This window comes from Limimaricola cinnabarinus (assembly GCF_002723615.1).
Classification (GTDB): Bacteria; Pseudomonadota; Alphaproteobacteria; order Rhodobacterales; family Rhodobacteraceae; genus Limimaricola; species Limimaricola cinnabarinus_B.
Genome location: NZ_KZ304957.1, coordinates 74,589 through 92,560, shown reverse-complemented (window position 1 = coordinate 92,560; position 17,972 = coordinate 74,589). Strand labels below are relative to the sequence as shown.

The window sequence follows — 17,972 nt, the reverse complement described above, 5'->3', positions numbered from 1 at the left end:
GGTGTCAGATCGCCGCCTTGCGGCTTTCCTCGATATAGATCTCGCGCAGGCGGTTTGCCACCGGGCCGGGCGCGCCCTGCCCGACCTGTGCGCCGTCGATCTCCACCACCGGCATCACGAAGGTCGAGGCCGAGGTGATGAAGGCCTCGTCGGCCTGCTGCGCCTCCTCGATGGTGAAGGCGCGCTCCTCGACCTGCATCTGCGCCTCGCGCGCAAAGCGCAGCACCGCGGCGCGGGTGATGCCATGCAGGATCTCGTGGCTGAGCTGGCGGGTGATGATGGTGTTGCCCTTGACGATATAGGCGTTGTTCGAGGTGCCCTCGGTCACCGCGCCCTCCTCGACCATCCAGGCGTCGTCGGCGCCCGCCGCGCGGGCCATCATCTTGCCCATCGACGGATACAGGAGCTGCACCGTCTTGATGTCGCGGCGGCCCCAGCGAATGTCGGGGATCGAGATCACCTTGATGCCCTCCTTGGCCGCCGGGCTGTCGGCAAGGCCGGGCTTCGACTGGGTGAAGAGCACCACGGTCGGCGCGGTTTCTTCGGGCGGAAAGACGAAGTCGCGGTCGTTCGGCGCGCCGCGGGTGATCTGGAGATAGATCATGCCCTCGTCGATATCGTTGCGCGCGACCAGCTCGCGGTGGATCTCCAAGAGCGCCTCGTCCTCCATCGGCTTGCGGATCTCAAGCTCGGAGAGCGAACGCGCAAGCCGCTTCGCATGGCCCTCGAAATCGATCAGCTTGCCGCCGAGCACGGAAGTCACCTCGTAGACCCCGTCGGCCATCAGGAAGCCGCGATCGAAGATCGAGACCTTGGCCTCGTGCTCGGGCAGGTACTCCCCGTTGACATAGACGGTGCGGGTCATGGCGCTCTCCTGTTGGCTGTCGTGCCCCTTCTGCCGCAGGGTGAGGCGCGATGCCAGAGGGATCAGCCCCAGAGCGCGGGATCGGCCGGGTGCAGCCCGGCGGCGTCGTGCCGCATCGGCGGATCGCGATCCTCGGCCAGCAGCAAGGGCCCGTCGAGATCGACGATCCGCGCCCCCTGCGCCACCAGATGCGCGGGCGCCATGGCGAGCGATGAGCCGACCATGCAGCCGACCATGATGTCGTAGCCCGCGGCACGGGCCGCGTCGCGCAAGGCCAGCGCCTCGGTCAGGCCGCCGGTCTTGTCGAGCTTGATGTTGGCCATGTCGTATTTCCCCGCCATGCCCGCCAGCGAGGCGCGGTCGTGGCAGCTTTCGTCGGCGCAGACCGGCACGGGGCGCTCGAGGCCCAGCAGAGCCTCGTCCTCCCCCGCCGGCAGCGGCTGCTCGACCAGCGCCACGCCGAGGCGCAAAAGATGCGGCGCGAGATCGGCATAGACCTCCGCGCTCCAGCCTTCATTGGCATCGACGATGATCGTGGACTCCGGCGCGCCGCGGCGCACCGCCTCGAGCCGGGCCATGTCATCGGGCGTGCCGAGCTTGATCTTGAGGATCGGGCGATGCGCCTCCTCGCGCGCCCGCGCCTCCATCGCTTCGGGCGCCTCAAGAGACAGCGTGTAGGCGGTGACGAGCGGCTTGGGCGCCTCTAGCCCGGCCAGCTTCCAGACCGGCACCCCCGCCGCCTTGGCCTCCAGATCCCAAAGCGCGCAATCCACCGCGTTGCGCGCGGCTCCCGGCGGCAGCGCCGCCTGCAGATCATGGCGCGTGATGCCCTCGGGCAGGCCCTCGATCTGTGCGCGCACGCTGGCGAGGCTTTCGCCATAGCGCGCATATGGCACACATTCGCCCCGGGCTTCGTGGCCCTCACGGCAAATCCGCACGCTCAACACCTGCGCCGCCGCGCGCGAGCCGCGGCTGATGGTGAAGGCGCGGGCGAGCGGGAAGCTCTCCTCATGGATCTCGATCATGCGGCCCTCCAACGCCATGCCCCGTCATCGCCCATCTCGCGCACGGCCCGTCCCTGCGCCACCAGCGCGTTGAGATGGCCCAGCGCCTCGGCCAAGGCCAGCCCGTAGCTGTCGCGCGTCACCGAGCGGCGAAACAGCGGCGCAAAGCAGTCGCCGCCGGTGCGCGGCACGGCGAGATGTCTCTCCAGCCGGTCGAGCGCGTCGCGGTGGCCCTGCGCCATCTGCTCGAGCCGCGCGGGCAGGCCGCGATAGGGCTTCTTGTGGCCGGGCAGGACGAGCTGATCGGGCCGGGCGAAGGCAGTGAGCTTTTCGCAGGATGTGATCCAGTCGGTGACGGGGTCGTTTTCGGGCTCGGTCGGCTGCACGCCCAGATTGGGGCTGATGCCGGGCAGCAGCTGGTCGCCGCCGATCACCAGATCGCCGCCTTCCTCCCAGAAAGTCGCGTGCTCGGCCGCGTGCCCCTCGCCCATGCGGATGCTCCAGTCGCGCCCGCCCATGCGGATGCGGTCGCCTTCGCGGATGCGGGTATAGGAGAGCGGCAGCGGCGCGACCCAATCGACGAAGTTGAAGGGCCGCTCGGTGCGGCGCTGCGCCAGAAGCTCGGCATCCATGCCCGCGCGCCTGTAGAACGCCACCACCTCGCGCGGCGGCAGGCTCTGTTCCTCGGCCCGCAGCATCCGCGACATCAGATAGCCGGTGCGCGGCATCACGAGCTCGGCCCCCGCCCGTTCGCACAGCCAGCCCGCGAGGCCGACATGGTCGGGATGGTGATGGGTGACGACGACCCGGCGCAGCGGCCGCCCGCCCAGCGGCCCGGTGAGCAGGCTCTCCCAGACGGCGCGGATGCGCGTGGTGTCGAGCCCGGTGTCGATCACCGTCCAGCCATCGCCGTCGTCGAGCGCATAGGCGTTGACGTGGTTGAGCGCCCAGGGCAGCGGCAGCTGCATCCACAGCACCCCGGGTGCTGTCTCGATGGCCGTGCCCGGTGCGGGCGGTTCGGGAAAGGGCTGATCGGGGGCGCGCGTGTTTGCTGTCATGGCCCATGTGATGGCGCAGCCGCGGCCCCGCGTCCAGCGGCATGCGTCAGGGGGCGAGATCGCCCGCATCGAGCGCCATCACCGGCTCCGCCCCGGCCCGGAGTGCGGCGATATGCGCCGCCTGCTCGGGCAGCATGCGCTGGATGTAGAAGGCCGCGAGCCGCCGCCGCTTGCCATCGCCCGCCTGCGCCGCGCGCAGGTGGTAATGCGCGCCCAAGAGCCGCGCGAAGGCCCGCAGATAGGGCATGGCGCCAGAAAACCGCTCGGCCATCGGCTGCGCCACCAGCCATTCGGTCGCCTCGCGCATGGTCTCGGCCGCCTGCCAGACCGGCTCGGCCAGATCGGGGATCTCGGCCCGCGCCGCCTCGGCCACCGTCTCGATCTCGTCGATCAGCGCCTGCGCCGCCTCGCCGCCATCCATCATCTTGCGGCCCACCAGATCCATCGCCTGGATGCCGTTGGTGCCCTCGTAGATCGCGGTGATCCGCGCGTCGCGCAGGAACTGCGCGGCGCCGGTCTCCTCGATGAAGCCCATGCCGCCATGCACCTGGATGCCCAGATCGGCGGTGTTGATCCCGGTCTCGGTGCCGAAGGTCTTGGCGATCGGGGTGAGCAGCGCCGCGCGCGCCCGCGCGGCCGCGTCGCCCTCGCGCCCGAGATCGATCGCCTTGGCGCAGGCCAGCGTGATCGCGCGGGCGGCGAAGGTCTCGGCCCGCATACGGGCCAGCATGGCGCGCACATCCGCGTGTTCGACGATGGTGCCGGTGCCGCCGGCGCGGCCCTGTTTGCGCTCCTGCGCATAGGCCAGCGCGGCCTGCGTCGCGGCCTCGGCCACGCCCACGGCCTGTGAGCCCACGCCGAGCCGGGCGGTGTTCATCATGGTGAACATCGCCGCCATCCCGCCATGCGACTCGCCCACGAGCCAGCCCTTCGCGCCGTCATATTCCATCACCGCGGTGGGCGAGCCGTGGATGCCCATCTTGTGCTCGAGGCTGACCACGCGCAGCGCGTTGGCCTCACCGGGGCGGCCTTCGGCGTCGGGGATGTATTTGGGCACGAGGAACAGCGAGATCCCCTTGGTGCCCGGCACGGCGTCGGGCAGCCGCGCCAGCACCATGTGCACGACGTTGTCGGAAAAATCATTGTCGGCCCAAGTGATGTAGATCTTCTGCCCGGTGATCCGGTAGGTCCCCTCGCCGTCCGGCTCGGCCTTGGTCCTGAGCGCGCCGACATCCGAGCCTGCCTGCGGCTCGGTCAGGTTCATCGTGCCGCACCATTCGCCCGAGATCAGCTTGGGAAGATAGAGCGCCTGAAGCTCGGCATCCGCATGCGCCTCCAGCGCCTCGATCTCGGCCTGCGTCATCAGCGGGTTGAGCTGCAGCGCGAGGCAGGCGCCGCCCATCATCTCGTTGACGCAGGTGACGAGCGCCATGGGCAGCCCCATGCCGCCATGCGCCTCGCCCGCCGCCATGCCGACCCAGCCGCCCTCGGCGATGGCGCGGTAGCCCTCGGCATAGCCCGGCGAGGTGCGCACCACGCCGTTTTCGAGCCGGGCGGGATGCAGGTCGCCCGCGCGGTTGAGCGGGGCGAGGATCTCGTCGCACATCCGCCCCGCCTCGGTCAGGATCGCGTCGGTGACATCGGGCGTCATCTCGGCATGGCGCGCGGTCGCCGTCACCTCGGAAAATCCGATCACCTTTTCCAGCAGGAAGCGGAAATCCTCGACCGGGGCGTGAAAGGGCATTGCGGGTCTCCTCCATCGCGTGGCATGCCGGGAACCGGTCGCCATCGCTGCAGCAGCCTGATACGTCGCCCCCCGACCCCGCAACCCGGACGCCACGTCATGACCCGACACCTCGACCCAGACGAGACCGGCCTCAAGCGCGCCGCCGAAATGCTGCGCCGGGGCGGGCTCGTGTCGTTTCCGACCGAGACGGTCTACGGCCTCGGCGCCGATGCCTCCGACGACGAGGCCGTGGCGCGGATATACGAGGCCAAGGGGCGGCCCAGCTTCAACCCGCTGATCGTGCATCTGCCCGATGCCGAGGCGGTCGAGGCGCTTTGCGTGATGGACGACACCGCGCGCCGCCTCGCCGCGGCCTTCTGGCCCGGCGCGCTGACGCTGGTGCTGCCGATCCGGCCCTATGCGGGGATCTCGAAGCTGGTGACGGCGGGGCTCGACACGCTGGCCGTGCGGGTGCCCGATCATCCGCTGGCGCAGGCGCTGTTGCGCGAGACGGCGCGCCCCGTGGCCGCGCCATCGGCCAACCCCTCTGGCCGGGTGAGCCCGACCACGGCGAACCACGTGCTCGCCGGTCTGGCGGGCCGGATCGAGGCGGTGCTCGATGGCGGGCCCTGCGGCGTCGGGCTGGAATCGACGATCCTCGACTGCACCGGCGTGACCCCGGCGCTTCTGCGCGCGGGCGGTCTTCCGGCGGAGGCGATCGAGGCCTGCCTCGGCGTGCCGCTCGCCCCGCCCCCCGTCACCCCCGCCACCGCGCCCAGCGCGCCGGGGCAGCTGTCGTCGCATTACGCGCCCAAGGGGACGGTGCGGCTCGACGCCACCGAGACCGAGCCGGGCGAGACCTATCTCGGCTTCGGGCCGCTGGGGGCGGAGATGAACCTGTCGCGCTCGGGCGATCTGGTGGAGGCGGCGGCCAATCTCTTCGACTGCCTGCACCGGCTCGACGCGTTGGGCGCCGAGCGGATCGCGGTGGCGCCGATCCCCGATCACGGTCTGGGCCGGGCGATCAACGACCGGCTGCGCCGCGCGGCGGCCCCGCGCCGCTGAGCCGCCGCGCTTGCATCCATGGGCGGCGGCGGTCTAGGCCGACCCCATGCATGTGTTCGAGAACATCATCAGCGACCGCGGCTCGAAATACGCGGTCTCGGGCGGGCCCTGCCGCTCGGAGGCCGAGGCCCGGGCCTTTCTCAAGGAGCTGCAACGTCGCAAGAAATTCGCCAAGGCCACGCATAACAGCTGGGGCCTGCTGACCGCCCAAGCGCCGCTCAAGGGCGATGACGGCGAAAGCGGCGCGGGCATGGTGATCCTGCGCATGCTGGAGCGCGAGGCGCTGCACGACCACATCATCGTGGTGACCCGCTGGTATGGCGGCAAGCATCTGGGCGGGGACCGCTTCCGCCATGTGCAGGAGGCGGTGCGGATCTATCTCGCGCAAGCCGGACCCACCGGCTAGGGCCTCGCCCTAAAGCTCGCCCTCGGTCTCGATATGGATGTTGGTGCCGCAATGCTTGCAATGCACCGCATCCGCGTCATGCAGTGTCAGCCCGCAGGTCTGGCAGGGCTCGCGCACCTTGAGCGGGCGGAACAGCACCTGCGCCAGCCGCAAGAACAGCGTGACGCCGCAGATCATGATGGCGATCGAGATCATCCGCCCGCCGGTGCCCTGCAGGGTGATGTCGCCGAAGCCCGTCGTCGTCAGCGCCGTCACGGTGAAGTAGAGCGCGTCGGCGTAGTTGTCGATATCGGCGCTGCTGCGGTGCTGGGTGGCGAAGACGACGCCCGACATGATGAAGATGAACACGCCCAGATTGGTCGCCGCGACCAGCGCCTGCTCGCTTTCGCGAAAGAAGCGGAAATCCTGCCGCAGCCGGGCGCGCATCTGGTACATGTGCAAGAGCCGCAGCATCCGCACCACCCGCAGGAAGGCGAAGCCCTCGCCCGCCAGCGGCGCGAAGAAGGAGATCGCGCTGACCAGATCGGCCAGCGTCGTGGGATAGACCATAAAGCGCCACGGGCGCGGCGCGAGCCAGACCCGGGCCGCCAGATCGGCGATGATCACCACCCCGAAGGCGATGTCGACCACCTGCACCCAGGGGCCATAGGCGGTGAAGGAGGTGACGACGACGAAGAGGATCGCCACCAGATCGAAGCCCAGAAGCCAGTAGCGAAAGCGGTGCGCGCGCGGGGTTTCGCCCTCGTAGAGCTCTCGCAAGGTCTTCTTGTGGCGGCCCGGCATTCATCCTCCCTCGCGCGGCGGCGTTGCGCGCGGCGCTCATCTTGCACGCGCCCGCCGCGCTGTCGATCCGAAGACCGCGCCTGCCCCGCCCCGCTTTACGCCGCGCCCGCCCCGGTCCTATAAGGCCCGCGCAGCATCCCGGAGCCTTGCCCATGACCTTCCGCGCCCGCCACCTGCTTGGGATCGAGCCCCTGCACCCCACGGAGATCACCGAGCTTCTCGACACCGCCGACCGCTATGCCGAACTCAACCGGCAGGGCCGCGCCCCGCGCGACGTGCTCGCCGGGCTGACCCAGATCAACATGTTCTTCGAGAACTCGACCCGCACGCAGGCCAGCTTCGAGATCGCGGGCAAGCGGCTCGGGGCCGACGTGATGAACATGGCGATGCAGGCCTCCTCGGTGAAGAAGGGCGAGACGCTGATCGACACGGCGCTGACGCTCAACGCCATGCGCCCCGACCTGCTGGTGGTGCGCCACCCCAATTCCGGCGCGGTCGACCTGCTGGCGCAGAAGGTCAACTGCGCGGTGCTCAACGCGGGCGACGGGCGGCACGAGCACCCGACGCAGGCGCTCTTGGACGGTCTGACCATCCGCCGCGCCAAGGGGCGGCTGCACCGCCTTTCCATCGCGATCTGCGGCGACATCGCCCATAGCCGGGTGGCGCGCTCCAACATCATGCTGCTGGGCAAGATGGAGAACCGCATCCGCCTGATCGCGCCGCCGACGCTGATGCCTTCGGGCGTGGCCGAGTTCGGGGTCGAGCTGTTCGACGACATGGAAGAGGGGCTGCGCGATGTCGACGTGGTGATGATGCTGCGCCTTCAGAAGGAGCGCATGGATGGCGGCTTCATCCCGTCGGAGCGCGAGTATTTCCACCGCTACGGGCTCGACGCCGCGAAGCTGTCACACGCCAGGCCGGCCGCCATCGTGATGCATCCGGGGCCGATGAATCGCGGCGTCGAGATCGACGGCACCATCGCCGACGACATCAATCGAAGCGTGATCCAGGAGCAAGTCGAGATGGGCGTCGCGGTGCGCATGGCGGCGATGGATCTTCTGGCGCGCAACGCGCGCATGGGCCGAGACGAGACCGGAGTGATGGCATGAGCACCCTTTTCACCAATGCCCGGCTGATCGACCCCGAGCGCGGCGAGACGCACGGCGCGCTGCTGGTCGAGGATGGCCGCATCGCCGGCGTGATCGAAACCGGCGACCTGCCGCAGGCGGCCGAGGTGATCGACTGCCGTGGCCATTGCCTCGCGCCGGGCATCGTCGATCTCGGGGTCAAGGTCTCCGAACCGGGCGAGCGGCACAAGGAGAGCTTCGCCTCGGCGGGCCGGGCGGCGGCGGCGGGCGGGGTCACCACCATCGTCACCCGCCCCGACACCAGCCCGGCGATCGACACGCCCGAGACGCTCGAATTCGTGGTGCGCCGCGCGCGCGAGGACAGCCCGGTGCGGGTGCTGCCGATGGCGGCGCTGACCAAGGGCCGCGACGGGCGCGAGATGACCGAGATCGGCTTCCTGAGGGATGCGGGCGCGGTCGCCTTCACCGATTGCGACCGGGTCGTCACCGACACCAAGGTCTTCTCCCGCGCGCTGGCCTATGCCCGTTCGCTCGATGCGCTGGTCATGGCGCATGTGCAGGAGCCGGGGCTCTCAAGCGGCGCGGTCGTCACCTCGGGCAAGTTCGCCTCGCTGCGCGGGCTGCCCGGCGTCTCGCCCATGGCCGAGCGCATGGCGCTCGACCGCGACATCGCGCTCATCGAGATGACCGGCGCGCGCTACCACGCCGACCAGATCACCACCGCCCGCGCCCTTCCGGCGCTGGAGCGGGCCAAGCGCAACGGGCTCGACATCACGGCGGGCGTCTCGGTGCATCACCTGACGCTGAACGAACTCGACGTCGCCGATTACCGCAGCTTCTTCAAGCTGAAGCCCCCCCTGCGCGCCGAGGAGGACCGGCAGGCGGTGGGCGAGGCGCTGGCCTCGGGGCTGATCGACATCCTCTGCTCCATGCACACCCCGCAGGACGAGGAGAGCAAGCGCCTGCCCTTCGAGGAGGCGGCCTCGGGGGCGGTGGGTCTCGAGACCTTGCTGCCCGCCTCGATGCGGCTGGTGCATGGCGGGGTGATCGACCTGCCCGGCCTGTTCCGGGCGCTGTCGCTCAACCCGTCGAAGCGGCTGGGGCTGGAGACGGGGCGGCTCGCCAAGGGCGCGCCCGCCGATCTGGTGTGGTTCGACCCCGACGCCCCCTTCGTGCTCGATCGCGCCACACTCCGCTCGAAATCGCGCAACACCCCCTTTGACGGGGCGCGGCTGGAGGGCAAGGTCCTCGGGACCTGGGTTGCAGGTCGAAGCGTGACGGAGAGCCGCTGATGCCATTGATGGAAAGCCCGACCACCCTTCTGATCCTCTGGGCGGTGATCGGCTACCTTCTGGGCTCCATCCCCTTCGGCATCCTGATCACCAAGGCCATGGGGCTGGGCGACGTGCGCGCCATCGGCTCGGGCAATATCGGCGCGACCAACGTGCTGCGCACCGGCTCGAAACCGGCGGCCATCGCGACGCTGCTTCTCGATGCGGGCAAGGCGATCGCCGCGGTGATCCTCGCGCGGATCTTTGCCGCCGAGGACGCGGCACAGATCGCGGGGGCCGCGGCCTTCGCGGGCCATTGCTACCCGGTCTGGCTGAGGTTTCGCGGCGGCAAGGGGGTGGCCACCAATCTCGGCCTGCTGATCGCGCTGAGCTGGCCCGTGGGGCTCGCCGCCTGCGCCACGTGGCTCGCCGCGGCCTTCGCCTTTCGCTACTCCTCGCTCGCGGCATTGCTCGCCGCCGGTCTCGCGCCGCTGTGGTCGCTTCTCCTGGGCGACGGGCGGATCGTGATCCTGAGCCTGGTGCTGGCGCTCATCCTCTATGCCCGCCACGCCGCCAACATCCTGCGGCTGCGCGCCGGGACGGAGCCGAAGATCGGCGCGAAATAGGCCCCAGACCCCCGGCCCATTGCATTACCCTGAAGGAGGGGGGATGCTACATCATGTCGCGCCTTTCGGGGCGGGCCGAGCGGTATTTCAGGTTGAGCGACGATGTCCGATTTTTCACGGGATGACAGCGAAGGCGCGGCACCGCAGGGGCACAAGACGCTCTCCACGGCCATGCTGCTGGCGGTGTTTCTCGGCCCCTTCGGGGCGCATCGCTTCTACATGGGCCGACGCGGCAGCGCGACGATGATGCTGATGCTGGCGGTCACGCTGGTCGGGCTGCTGGTGACGGCGCTGTGGCTGCTGATCGACCTGCCGCGGCTTCCGGCGATGGTCCGGCGGCACAACGCCGCGCTTGCGCGGCGCCAGTCGCTGGAGCGGCGCAGCAAGGCGCATGGCTTTCCCGCGCTGAGCTGACCCCCGCAAGGGGCCGCCGCTCAGTAGGAATGCGCGGCGTAGATCCGGCCCAGATCGCCGCCCCACTCGCCCTTATGGGCCGAAAGCAGCTCGTCGGCGGGGGTGCGCCCGCTCTCGACGCTTTCCTTCAGCGCGTTGAGGAAATGCGTCTCGTCGGGCACCAGCCCGCCCGCACCGGGCCGCGCGCGCGCCTTCAGACCGGCCTCGGCGATCCCGACCGCCTGCCGCGCCAGCTCGTGCATGGAGATGTCGCCCACCCGCGCCTGCAGCCCGTCCTCGGCGGCGGCGACGCGCAAGGCCTCGCGCGTCTCGGCGTCCCAGCCCTTGACCATGTCCCATGCCGCGTCGAGCGCGCCCTGGTCATAGGTCAGCCCGACCCAGAAGGCGGGCAGCGCGCAAAGCCTGCGCCACGGGCCGCCATCGGCGCCGCGCATCTCGATGAACTTCTTGACCCGCGCCTCGGGAAACACCGTGGTCAGGTGATCGGCCCAGTCCGACAGGGTCGGCTTCTCGCCCGGCAGCGCCGGCAGCTCGCCCTTGAGGAAATCGCGGAAGGACTGGCCCAGCGCGTCGATGTACTTGCCGTCGCGGTAGACGAAATACATCGGCACATCGAGCACCCACTCGACATAGCGCTCGAAGCCCATCCCCTCCTCGAAGGCGAAGGGCAGCATGCCGGTGCGCGAATCGTCGAGGCCGCGCCAGATCCGGCTGCGCCACGATTTCAGGCCGGTCGGCTTGCCGTCGAAAAAGGGCGAATTGGCAAAGAGCGCGGTGGCCACGGGCTGCAGCGCCAGCGCGACGCGCAGCTTCTTGACCATGTCGGCCTCGGAGGAGAAGTCGAGATTCACCTGCACCGTGCAGGTGCGGTACATCATCTGCTTTCCATGCGTGCCGACCCGGTCCATGTAGTCGGTCATCAGCCGGTAGCGCCCCTTGGGCATCATCGGCATCTGCTTTTCCGACCATTCCGGCGCGGCGCCGAGCCCGATGAAGCCGACGCCGATCTCGTCGGCGACCTGCTTCACCTCGGCCAGGTGCTGGTTCACTTCGTCGCAGGTCTGGTGGATCGTCTCCAGAGGCGCGCCCGACAGCTCGAACTGCCCGCCCGGCTCCAGCGAGATGTTCGCGCCCTCGCGCTCCAGCCCGATCAGCTTGCCCTGCTCCTCGACCGGGCTCCAGCCGAAGCGGTCGCGCAGCCCTTCGAGCATGGCGCGGATCGAGCGCGGCCCCTCATAAGGCAGCGGCTTGTGGCTGTCGCGGCAATAGCCGAACTTCTCATGCTCGGTGCCGATGCGCCAATCGGCCTCGGGCTTGCAGCCCTTCGCGAGATATTCGGCCAGCTGGGAATGATGCTCGATCGGTCCGCCGCCGGATTGAGGAATGGACATGGGCGTGGCTCCTATCGTGCAAGGCGGGGTTACAGGTGTCGCGCATGGGGGCATAAGTCAATGGAGGCCTCGCGCGGTTGTGCGCAGAGCCTCTGCGCGAATGCAGGGGGCGGTCTAGACGAGGCTGAGCCGCGCAGGCCGGCTCCAGACGGTGACGACATCCCCCGCCCCGCTGTTCAGAAGCTCGATCATCCGGCCCCGCCTGAGCCCCGGCAGCGCCGCGAAGGCATCGAACAGCGCCTCCGCCCCTTCGGCGGTCACCGGGATCGCCAGCACCTCGTCGCCGGTCTCCAGAAGCCAATGCGCGGGCCGGGCGCGCCGGTCGAGCCGGAGCCTGCGCACCGCGTCGAGATCGACCGTGCCGCCGGTCAGCGGCCCCATATAGGCCACGCGCCCCTCGTCGATCTTGAGGATGCCCGGCCCCTGCCCCTCCTGCCGGAAGCGCCAGCGCTGCACGCCGCCCGCCACCAGCGCCGCACCCAGCGCGACGAGCCCCCAGCCCAGCCATTGCAGGATGCCGAAGGCGGAAAGCCCCCACCACAGCCCGAGCGCGGCCACGCCGATCCCGGCGATCACCTCGCGCCCGCGCCACAGCGCCGCGCGCGCCTCCGGGCGCAGCAGCTCAGCCATGGGCGGCCGCCCCGCGCCCTGCCGCACCGCTCATCGCCAATCCCCCAGCGTGACCTGCCACAGCGTCAGCGCCGCGACCGCCGCCGTGTCGGCGCGCAGGATGCGCGGGCCGAGGCTGACGGGATGCGCCTGCTCCAGCCCGCGCAGCCGCATGCGCTCCTTTTCCGAAAACCCGCCCTCCGGCCCGATCAGCACCGCCCATGGCCCCGGCGCCTCGGGCAGCCGGCCGCTTTCGCCCACCAGCGTCTCGTCGCAGAACATCAGCCGGCGCTCTTCGGGCCAGCCCTCCAGGAGCTTGGCCAGCTTCACCGGCTCGGCCACTTCAGGCACATAAGTGCCGCCGCATTGCTCGGCCGCCTCGACGGCATGGGCCTGCAACCGGTCCACCCGCACCCGCTCGGAATTGGTGAACTCGGTCAGCACGGGCACGATCCGCGCCGCGCCCATCTCGGCGGCCTTCTCGACGATGAAGTCGGTGCGCGCCTTCTTGATCGGCGCAAAGCACAACCACAGGTCGGGCGGCGGCTGCAAGGGCCGCGTCCTCGCGCCGATCTCCAGCGTGCCGCCGCGCTTGTTGGCCTGCGCCACGGTCGCGTCGAACTCGCCCGATTGCCCGTCGAAGACGGAGATGACGCTGCCCGCGGGCAGCCGCATCACGCCCGAAAGGTAATGCGCCTGCGCCGCCTCGAGCGGAACGGTTTGCCCTTCGGCCAGGGGGTGATCTACAAACAGCCGGACTTTTGATGCCATGGGGCGGACCATATGAAAGCGACGGATCGGATGCCAGAGGCCGAAAACGGAACCGTCGCCGACGCGGTGGCGAACAACTGGGTGGACCGGCTCGCGCCGCGGCCCACGCGCCCCTACCTGCGGCTGAGCCGGGCCGACCGGCCGATCGGCACATGGCTTTTGCTGCTGCCCTGCTGGTGGGGGCTGCTGCTGGCCGCGCTCGCGACCGGGCGCTTTGGCTGGGAGGGCGCATGGATCGCGCTAGGCTGTGCGCTTGGCGCCTTTCTCATGCGCGGCGCGGGCTGCACATGGAACGACGTGACCGACCGCCACATCGACGGCTCCGTCGCGCGGACCCGCTCGCGGCCCATCCCCTCGGGGCAGGTGCGGGTGGTGCAGGCGCTCATATGGATGGCGACGCAATCGCTGATCTCTCTCCTCATCCTGCTCACCTTCGACTGGGCGGCGATCTGGCTCGGCGTGCTGTCGCTGCTGCCCGTGGCGATCTACCCCTTCGCCAAGCGCTTCACATGGTGGCCGCAGGTCTTTCTCGGCCTCGCCTTCAACTGGGGCGCGCTCCTGGCCTGGGCGGCGCTGGCGGGGTCGCTGTCATGGGCGCCGGTGGTGCTCTATTTCGCGGGCATCGCATGGACGCTGTTCTACGACACGATCTATGCCCATCAGGACGCCGAAGACGACGCGCTGATCGGGGTGAAATCCACCGCCCGCCTGTTCGGCGACCGCTCCAAAGCCTGGCTGCGCGGCTTTCTCGTGGCGACCGTGCTGCTGATGGGGCTCGCGGTCGTGCTGGCCACGCGCGAGCGCTCGGTATTGTCGCTGGTGGTGGCGCTGGGCGGGCCCTGGGCAATGGGCTGGCACATGGCCTGGCAGCTGTCGCGCTTCGATGCTTCGGACAATGCGGGGCTGCTGAAACTGTTTCGCTCCAACCGCGACGCGGGGCTGCTGCCCGTGCTGTTTTCCGCCGTCGCTCTGGCCTTGTGATTGATCTGCCCGCGGCCGCGCCCTAGAAGGCGCGGGTCGCAACACGTCCCCGGAGCCCGGATGCGCCTGCCGCCCCTCGCCGCCACCGTCACCGCCTTCGTCCTTGCCGGCGGGGTCTCTGCCATCGCCGGGCGCACCGCCGTCGCGGTGGTCGAGGAGGTCTCGGTCGAACAGGTGAGCGCAGCGCTCGCGCGGCAGGGCCATGACTGGGCGCGGGTGCAGGCCGACGGGCTGCAGGTGATCCTCGAAGGCGCGGCCCCCACCGAGGCGATGCGGTTTCGCGCCATCTCGGCGGCGGGTGGCATGGTCGATGCCAGCCGGGTGATCGACAACATGCATGTGGTCGAGGCCGAAACCCCGCCGCCGCCCGATTTCGCGATCGAGATCCTGCGCAATGACAGCGGCGTGTCGCTGATCGGGCTGATCCCGGCGGCGACCGACCGCGCCGCGCTGATCGAGATGATGGAAGACGCGGCGGACGGGCTGCCGGTTTCGGACCTGCTCGACGTCTCCGACCACCCCGTGCCCGACGCCTGGCCCGCCGCCCTGCGCTATGCGGGGCGCGCGCTGCGCACGCTGCCCCATTCCAAGCTTTCGGTGCGGCCCGGCCGGGTTCGGATCGAGGCGATCTCCGACAGCCCCGAAGCGCAGCGCAGGCTCGAATCGGAGCTCGCCCGGCTCAAGCCCGACACGGTGCGCCTCGCGCTCAGGATCAGCGCGCCGCGCCCGGTCATCACCCCCTTCACCGCGCGCTTCGTGATCGACGAGAACAGCGCCCGCTTCGACGCCTGCTCGGCCGATACCGAAACCGCGCTGCGCCGCATCACCGAAGCCGCGGCCGAGGCCGGCGCGGAGGGCGAGATCGACTGCACCCTGGGCCTCGGCGTGCCCTCCGGCCAATGGGGCGAAGCGGTCTCGCGCGGCATCGCGGCGCTGGCCGAGCTTGGCGCGGGCTCCATCACCTTCTCGGATGCGGATGTCTCGCTCGTCGCGGCGCAGGGCACCGATGCGGGGGCCTTCGACCGGGTGGCGGGACGGCTGGAAAACGACCTGCCCGATTTCTTCGCGCTCGAAGCGGTGCTGCCGGAGGCGCCCGAGGCCCGCCCCGAGGGCGCGCCCGAATTCACCGCCACGCTCTCGCAGGAGGACGGCCTGCGGCTTTCGGGCCGCCTGCCCGACCAGCTTGCCAACACCACGGTCGGAAACTTTGCCCGCGCCCGCTTCGGCGGCGAGGGGCTCGACATGGCGACGCGGGTGACCGGCGGCCTGCCGGGCGACTGGTCGATGCGGGTGCTGACCGGGCTCGAGGCGCTGTCGCTCCTCTCCGAAGGGCGGCTCAGCGTCGGGGCCGACCGCGTCGCGCTCAGCGGCCTGACCGGTCGCAAGACCGCCGAGGCCGACATCGCCCGGCTCATGGCCGACAAGCTCGGCCAGGGCGCGAGCTTCGACATCGACGTGAGCTACCGCGAGGAACTCGACCCGATCGCCGGTCTGCCCTCGCCCGAGGAATGCCTGCGTCAGATCGCCTTCGTCACCGCCGACACCAAGATCACCTTCGACGCGGGCTCGGCCTCGATCACCGCCGAGGCGCGCCCCGTGGTCGACGACATCGCCGAGATCGTCCGCCGCTGTCCCGAGCTGGAGATCGAGGTGGCGGGCTATACCGACAGCCAGGGCCGCGACGAGATGAACCTCGAACTGAGCCAGGAGCGCGCCGACGCGGTGGTCGAGGCGCTGCGCCGCGCCCGCGTGCCGGTCGCGGGCTTCACCCCCGTGGGCTATGGCGAGGCCGATCCCATCGCCGACAACGACACCAGCGCGGGCCGCGAGGCCAACCGCCGGATCGAATTCCGCCTCTCGGGCGCGCAGGCCGCCGAGAGCGAGGCGGGCGAGGACGAGGCGGGCGAGGACGAGACGGCAGAAGAGGACGCCGAGCGCGTCGAGGCCGAAACGCTGGACATCGATGCGCCGCAGGCCATGGACAGGCCCGCGACCGGACCGAGGGCCCGCCCCTCCGACGACGACGACGACGAATAAGGACAGGGACGTGAACAGAACCGAGTTCATCATCGCCACGGCGGTCATTCTCTTCGCCGCCTTCGCGCTCGGCTGGTTCGCCAGCTGGCTGGTGAACCGCTTCACCCGCGTGACCCGCGCCGATATCGGCGAGCTCGACCGCATGGCCCAAGCGCTGCACGAGGCCGAGGAAACCCGCGACCAGGCGATCTCCTATGTCGAGGAGCGCGAGGCCGAGCTGACCGGCCAGCTGCGCCAATCCGAGGCCGAGCTGCGCGCCGCCATGGAAGCGCTGCGCGAGGCGCGCCACGAGACCGAGGACCTGCGCGGCTGGATCGAGCGGCACAACCTCGGCTGAGCTCTGGGGCGAAGGGGATGCGGCGCGCCTTGGGCCGGCCGGTCGCCATGCGTATTTGAAGAAAGATGAACCATAGGGGCGCGCGCCATTCGCCCCTGCCATCCCGCCGCGATCCGGCATAGCTTGTGGCTCATGGAATCGGCACTGGACTACTGGAGCGCGCGGGCGCTGCTCGACTGGCAGATCGAGATGGGGGCGGACGAGGCGATGCTCGACGCCCCGCTCGACCGCTATACCCTCACCGATGCCCGCCCCGCCCCGAAACCCGCCGAAACGGCAAGCTCGGGCCCGCCGGCCCTGCCGCGCGTCGAAGAGCCCGACCCGGTGGCGCTCGCCCGCGCCGCGGCGGAGGCCGCGCCCGATCTCGCCGCGCTGTCCGAGGCGATGGAGCGCTTCGATCATTGCGATCTGCGGCGCGGCGCGCGCAGCTTCGTCTTTGCGGGCGGGCGGCAGGGCGCGCGCGTCATGCTGCTGCTCGATCCGCCGCGCCGCGAGGAGGACCGCGCGGGCGCGCCCCTCGCCGGGACCGCCGCGCTGCTCCTGGAGCGGATGCTCGCCGCGATCGGGCTGTCGGCCGAGGCGCCCGACACCGAGCGCGCCGTCTACATGGCGCCGGTGCTGCCATGGCGCAGCCCCGGCGACCGCGCCCCCGACCCCAAGGATCTCGCCATGATGCGACCCTTTCTCGACCGGCATGTCGAGCTGGCCGACCCCGAGATCCTCGTGGTGATGGGCTCCGTCGCCTGCGCCGCGCTGATGAAGGGCGGCGGGCTGCACCGCCTGCGCGGCCGCTGGGGCGAGGTTCTGGGCCGCCCGGCCCTGCCGATCTTCTCGCCCGCCCATCTCATGGCCAACCCCGCCGCCAAGCGCGAGGCCTGGGCCGATCTTCTGACGCTGAAGGCGCGGCTGGAGACGGGCGGATGATCGACCCGCTCGTGCTTCTCGCCTTCGCGCCCGCCGCCCTCGCGCTCAACCTCACGCCCGGCGCGGACATGATGTTCTGCCTCGGCCAGGGCCTGCGCGGCGGGGCGCGCGCCGCGCTCGCCGCCGATGCGGGCATCGCTCTGGCGATCATGGGGCATGTGACGCTGGCCGGGCTCGGCCTCGGCGCCGCCGTCGCGGCCCTGCCCTGGCTCTTCGATGCGATTCGCTGGATCGGCGTGGCCTATCTGCTGTGGCTCGCCATCGCCGCGCTGCGCGGCGGGGCGGCGGGAGGCGAAATCCCCGCGGTGCGCCCTGCCCGTGCCTTTCGGCAGGGCCTCGTGGTCAATCTCACCAATCCAAAGGTGATCCTCTTCGTGCTGGCCTTCCTGCCGCAATTCACCGACCCCGCCCGCCCCGTGCTGCCGCAATTCCTCGCCCTCGGCGCGGTGCTCTCGTTGGGCGGGCTCGTGGTCAATGGCGCGGTCGGGGTCTTCGCAGGGGGCGTCGGACGCCGCCTTGCCGGATCGGCCGCCTTCAACCGCTGGCTGGGCCGCCTCTCGGCCACGATCTTCGCGGGCCTCGCCCTGCGCCTCGCCTTTCTGCAGGAAACCTGACC

General features: G+C 70.5%; 19 protein-coding genes. 11 read left to right on the top strand and 8 right to left on the bottom strand.

The annotated features are described in order from the left end of the window. Positions 1-4: 4 nt before the first annotated feature. The 4 genes from CJ301_RS09200 to CJ301_RS09185 form a co-directional block, all read right to left on the bottom strand. Positions 5-865: a D-amino-acid transaminase gene (locus CJ301_RS09200; protein WP_099276582.1), complete on the bottom strand. Its 861-nt coding sequence runs from the start codon at positions 863-865 to the stop codon at positions 5-7. A 62-nt stretch (positions 866-927) separates the two neighbouring features. Continuing rightward, the gene (dgcA, locus tag CJ301_RS09195) at positions 928-1,890 is read right to left on the bottom strand and encodes an N-acetyl-D-Glu racemase DgcA (RefSeq protein WP_099276718.1); all 963 of its coding nucleotides are present in this window, start codon (positions 1,888-1,890) and stop codon (positions 928-930) included. Then, positions 1,887-2,927 carry an MBL fold metallo-hydrolase gene (locus CJ301_RS09190; protein ID WP_099276720.1) on the bottom strand — a complete coding sequence of 347 codons (1,041 nt, stop codon included), beginning with the start codon at positions 2,925-2,927 and terminating at the stop codon, positions 1,887-1,889. Before CJ301_RS09190 ends, dgcA begins: the two co-directional genes overlap by 4 nt. Before the next feature lie 46 nt (positions 2,928-2,973). After that, a complete protein-coding gene (locus CJ301_RS09185; protein WP_099276580.1) occupies positions 2,974-4,671 on the bottom strand; it encodes an acyl-CoA dehydrogenase in 1,698 nt (565 codons plus the stop codon). 99 nt (positions 4,672-4,770) lie between these two features. Here CJ301_RS09185 and CJ301_RS09180 point away from each other — a divergent pair, with 99 nt between their 5' ends. Beyond that, entirely contained in the window at positions 4,771-5,718 is a 948-nt protein-coding gene (locus CJ301_RS09180) for an L-threonylcarbamoyladenylate synthase (protein ID WP_099276578.1), read from the top strand. Between the two features lie 46 nt (positions 5,719-5,764). Continuing rightward, complete coding sequence (locus tag CJ301_RS09175) at positions 5,765-6,124, top strand: YigZ family protein (protein ID WP_099276576.1); 360 nt, start codon at positions 5,765-5,767, stop codon at positions 6,122-6,124. Positions 6,125-6,133: 9 nt separating this feature from the next. Here the strand turns inward: CJ301_RS09175 and CJ301_RS09170 are convergent, their stop codons facing one another. Continuing rightward, complete coding sequence (locus CJ301_RS09170; RefSeq protein ID WP_173812341.1) at positions 6,134-6,907, bottom strand: potassium channel family protein; 774 nt, start codon at positions 6,905-6,907, stop codon at positions 6,134-6,136. A gap of 152 nt (positions 6,908-7,059) precedes the next feature. Here CJ301_RS09170 and CJ301_RS09165 point away from each other — a divergent pair, with 152 nt between their 5' ends. From CJ301_RS09165 to CJ301_RS09150, 4 genes are all read left to right on the top strand, one after another. Continuing rightward, a complete protein-coding gene (locus tag CJ301_RS09165; protein ID WP_099276574.1) occupies positions 7,060-8,016 on the top strand; it encodes an aspartate carbamoyltransferase catalytic subunit in 957 nt (318 codons plus the stop codon). After that, a complete protein-coding gene (pyrC, locus tag CJ301_RS09160) occupies positions 8,013-9,287 on the top strand; it encodes a dihydroorotase (protein ID WP_099276572.1) in 1,275 nt (424 codons plus the stop codon). The genes CJ301_RS09165 and pyrC overlap by 4 nt, the downstream gene beginning before the upstream one ends. Further along, positions 9,287-9,892, top strand: coding sequence for a glycerol-3-phosphate 1-O-acyltransferase PlsY (plsY, locus tag CJ301_RS09155; RefSeq protein ID WP_099276570.1), 606 nt, complete (start codon positions 9,287-9,289; stop codon positions 9,890-9,892). The genes pyrC and plsY overlap by 1 nt, the downstream gene beginning before the upstream one ends. 102 nt (positions 9,893-9,994) lie before the next feature. Then, the gene (locus CJ301_RS09150) at positions 9,995-10,306 is read left to right on the top strand and encodes a TM2 domain-containing protein (RefSeq protein WP_099276568.1); all 312 of its coding nucleotides are present in this window, start codon (positions 9,995-9,997) and stop codon (positions 10,304-10,306) included. 20 nt (positions 10,307-10,326) lie between these two features. On the opposite strand, the gene CJ301_RS09145 is transcribed toward CJ301_RS09150, so the two are convergent. The 3 genes from CJ301_RS09145 to CJ301_RS09135 form a co-directional block, all read right to left on the bottom strand. Beyond that, positions 10,327-11,697 (bottom strand): glutamate--cysteine ligase, encoded by a 1,371-nt coding sequence (locus CJ301_RS09145; RefSeq protein ID WP_099276566.1) that lies wholly within the window; start codon positions 11,695-11,697, stop codon positions 10,327-10,329. A 114-nt stretch (positions 11,698-11,811) separates the two neighbouring features. Further along, positions 11,812-12,327, bottom strand: a complete 516-nt coding sequence (locus CJ301_RS09140; protein ID WP_099276564.1) for a hypothetical protein — start codon at positions 12,325-12,327, stop codon at positions 11,812-11,814. A 30-nt stretch (positions 12,328-12,357) separates the two neighbouring features. Continuing rightward, complete coding sequence (locus tag CJ301_RS09135) at positions 12,358-13,077, bottom strand: 16S rRNA (uracil(1498)-N(3))-methyltransferase (RefSeq protein ID WP_099276714.1); 720 nt, start codon at positions 13,075-13,077, stop codon at positions 12,358-12,360. A 12-nt stretch (positions 13,078-13,089) separates the two neighbouring features. Here CJ301_RS09135 and ubiA point away from each other — a divergent pair, with 12 nt between their 5' ends. The 5 genes from ubiA (at position 13,090) to CJ301_RS09110 (ending at position 17,970) form a co-directional block, all read left to right on the top strand. Continuing rightward, positions 13,090-14,058: a 4-hydroxybenzoate octaprenyltransferase gene (ubiA, locus tag CJ301_RS09130; protein ID WP_099276562.1), complete on the top strand. Its 969-nt coding sequence runs from the start codon at positions 13,090-13,092 to the stop codon at positions 14,056-14,058. Positions 14,059-14,118: 60 nt separating this feature from the next. Next, a complete protein-coding gene (locus CJ301_RS09125) occupies positions 14,119-16,095 on the top strand; it encodes an OmpA family protein (RefSeq protein ID WP_099276561.1) in 1,977 nt (658 codons plus the stop codon). A gap of 10 nt (positions 16,096-16,105) precedes the next feature. After that, entirely contained in the window at positions 16,106-16,432 is a 327-nt protein-coding gene (locus CJ301_RS09120) for a hypothetical protein (protein ID WP_099276559.1), read from the top strand. Positions 16,433-16,564: 132 nt separating this feature from the next. Next, entirely contained in the window at positions 16,565-17,356 is a 792-nt protein-coding gene (locus tag CJ301_RS09115; protein ID WP_099276557.1) for a uracil-DNA glycosylase, read from the top strand. Next, positions 17,353-17,970, top strand: a complete 618-nt coding sequence (locus CJ301_RS09110; protein WP_099276555.1) for a LysE family translocator — start codon at positions 17,353-17,355, stop codon at positions 17,968-17,970. The genes CJ301_RS09115 and CJ301_RS09110 overlap by 4 nt, the downstream gene beginning before the upstream one ends. Positions 17,971-17,972 lie beyond the last annotated feature (2 nt).

Coding starts and splice junctions, on each gene's coding strand:
- CJ301_RS09180 (WP_099276578.1), top strand. CDS start 4,771: ATGACCCGACACCTCGACCCAGACGAGACCGGCCTCAAGCGCGCCGCC.
- CJ301_RS09150 (WP_099276568.1), top strand. CDS start 9,995: ATGTCCGATTTTTCACGGGATGACAGCGAAGGCGCGGCACCGCAGGGG.
- dgcA (WP_099276718.1), bottom strand. CDS start 1,890: ATGATCGAGATCCATGAGGAGAGCTTCCCGCTCGCCCGCGCCTTCACC.
- CJ301_RS09125 (WP_099276561.1), top strand. CDS start 14,119: ATGCGCCTGCCGCCCCTCGCCGCCACCGTCACCGCCTTCGTCCTTGCC.
- CJ301_RS09190 (WP_099276720.1), bottom strand. CDS start 2,927: ATGACAGCAAACACGCGCGCCCCCGATCAGCCCTTTCCCGAACCGCCC.
- CJ301_RS09115 (WP_099276557.1), top strand. CDS start 16,565: ATGGAATCGGCACTGGACTACTGGAGCGCGCGGGCGCTGCTCGACTGG.
- CJ301_RS09175 (WP_099276576.1), top strand. CDS start 5,765: ATGCATGTGTTCGAGAACATCATCAGCGACCGCGGCTCGAAATACGCG.
- ubiA (WP_099276562.1), top strand. CDS start 13,090: ATGAAAGCGACGGATCGGATGCCAGAGGCCGAAAACGGAACCGTCGCC.
- CJ301_RS09110 (WP_099276555.1), top strand. CDS start 17,353: ATGATCGACCCGCTCGTGCTTCTCGCCTTCGCGCCCGCCGCCCTCGCG.
- pyrC (WP_099276572.1), top strand. CDS start 8,013: ATGAGCACCCTTTTCACCAATGCCCGGCTGATCGACCCCGAGCGCGGC.
- CJ301_RS09165 (WP_099276574.1), top strand. CDS start 7,060: ATGACCTTCCGCGCCCGCCACCTGCTTGGGATCGAGCCCCTGCACCCC.
- CJ301_RS09145 (WP_099276566.1), bottom strand. CDS start 11,697: ATGTCCATTCCTCAATCCGGCGGCGGACCGATCGAGCATCATTCCCAG.
- CJ301_RS09170 (WP_173812341.1), bottom strand. CDS start 6,907: ATGCCGGGCCGCCACAAGAAGACCTTGCGAGAGCTCTACGAGGGCGAA.
- plsY (WP_099276570.1), top strand. CDS start 9,287: ATGCCATTGATGGAAAGCCCGACCACCCTTCTGATCCTCTGGGCGGTG.
- CJ301_RS09140 (WP_099276564.1), bottom strand. CDS start 12,327: ATGGCTGAGCTGCTGCGCCCGGAGGCGCGCGCGGCGCTGTGGCGCGGG.
- CJ301_RS09200 (WP_099276582.1), bottom strand. CDS start 865: ATGACCCGCACCGTCTATGTCAACGGGGAGTACCTGCCCGAGCACGAG.
- CJ301_RS09135 (WP_099276714.1), bottom strand. CDS start 13,077: ATGGCATCAAAAGTCCGGCTGTTTGTAGATCACCCCCTGGCCGAAGGG.
- CJ301_RS09185 (WP_099276580.1), bottom strand. CDS start 4,671: ATGCCCTTTCACGCCCCGGTCGAGGATTTCCGCTTCCTGCTGGAAAAG.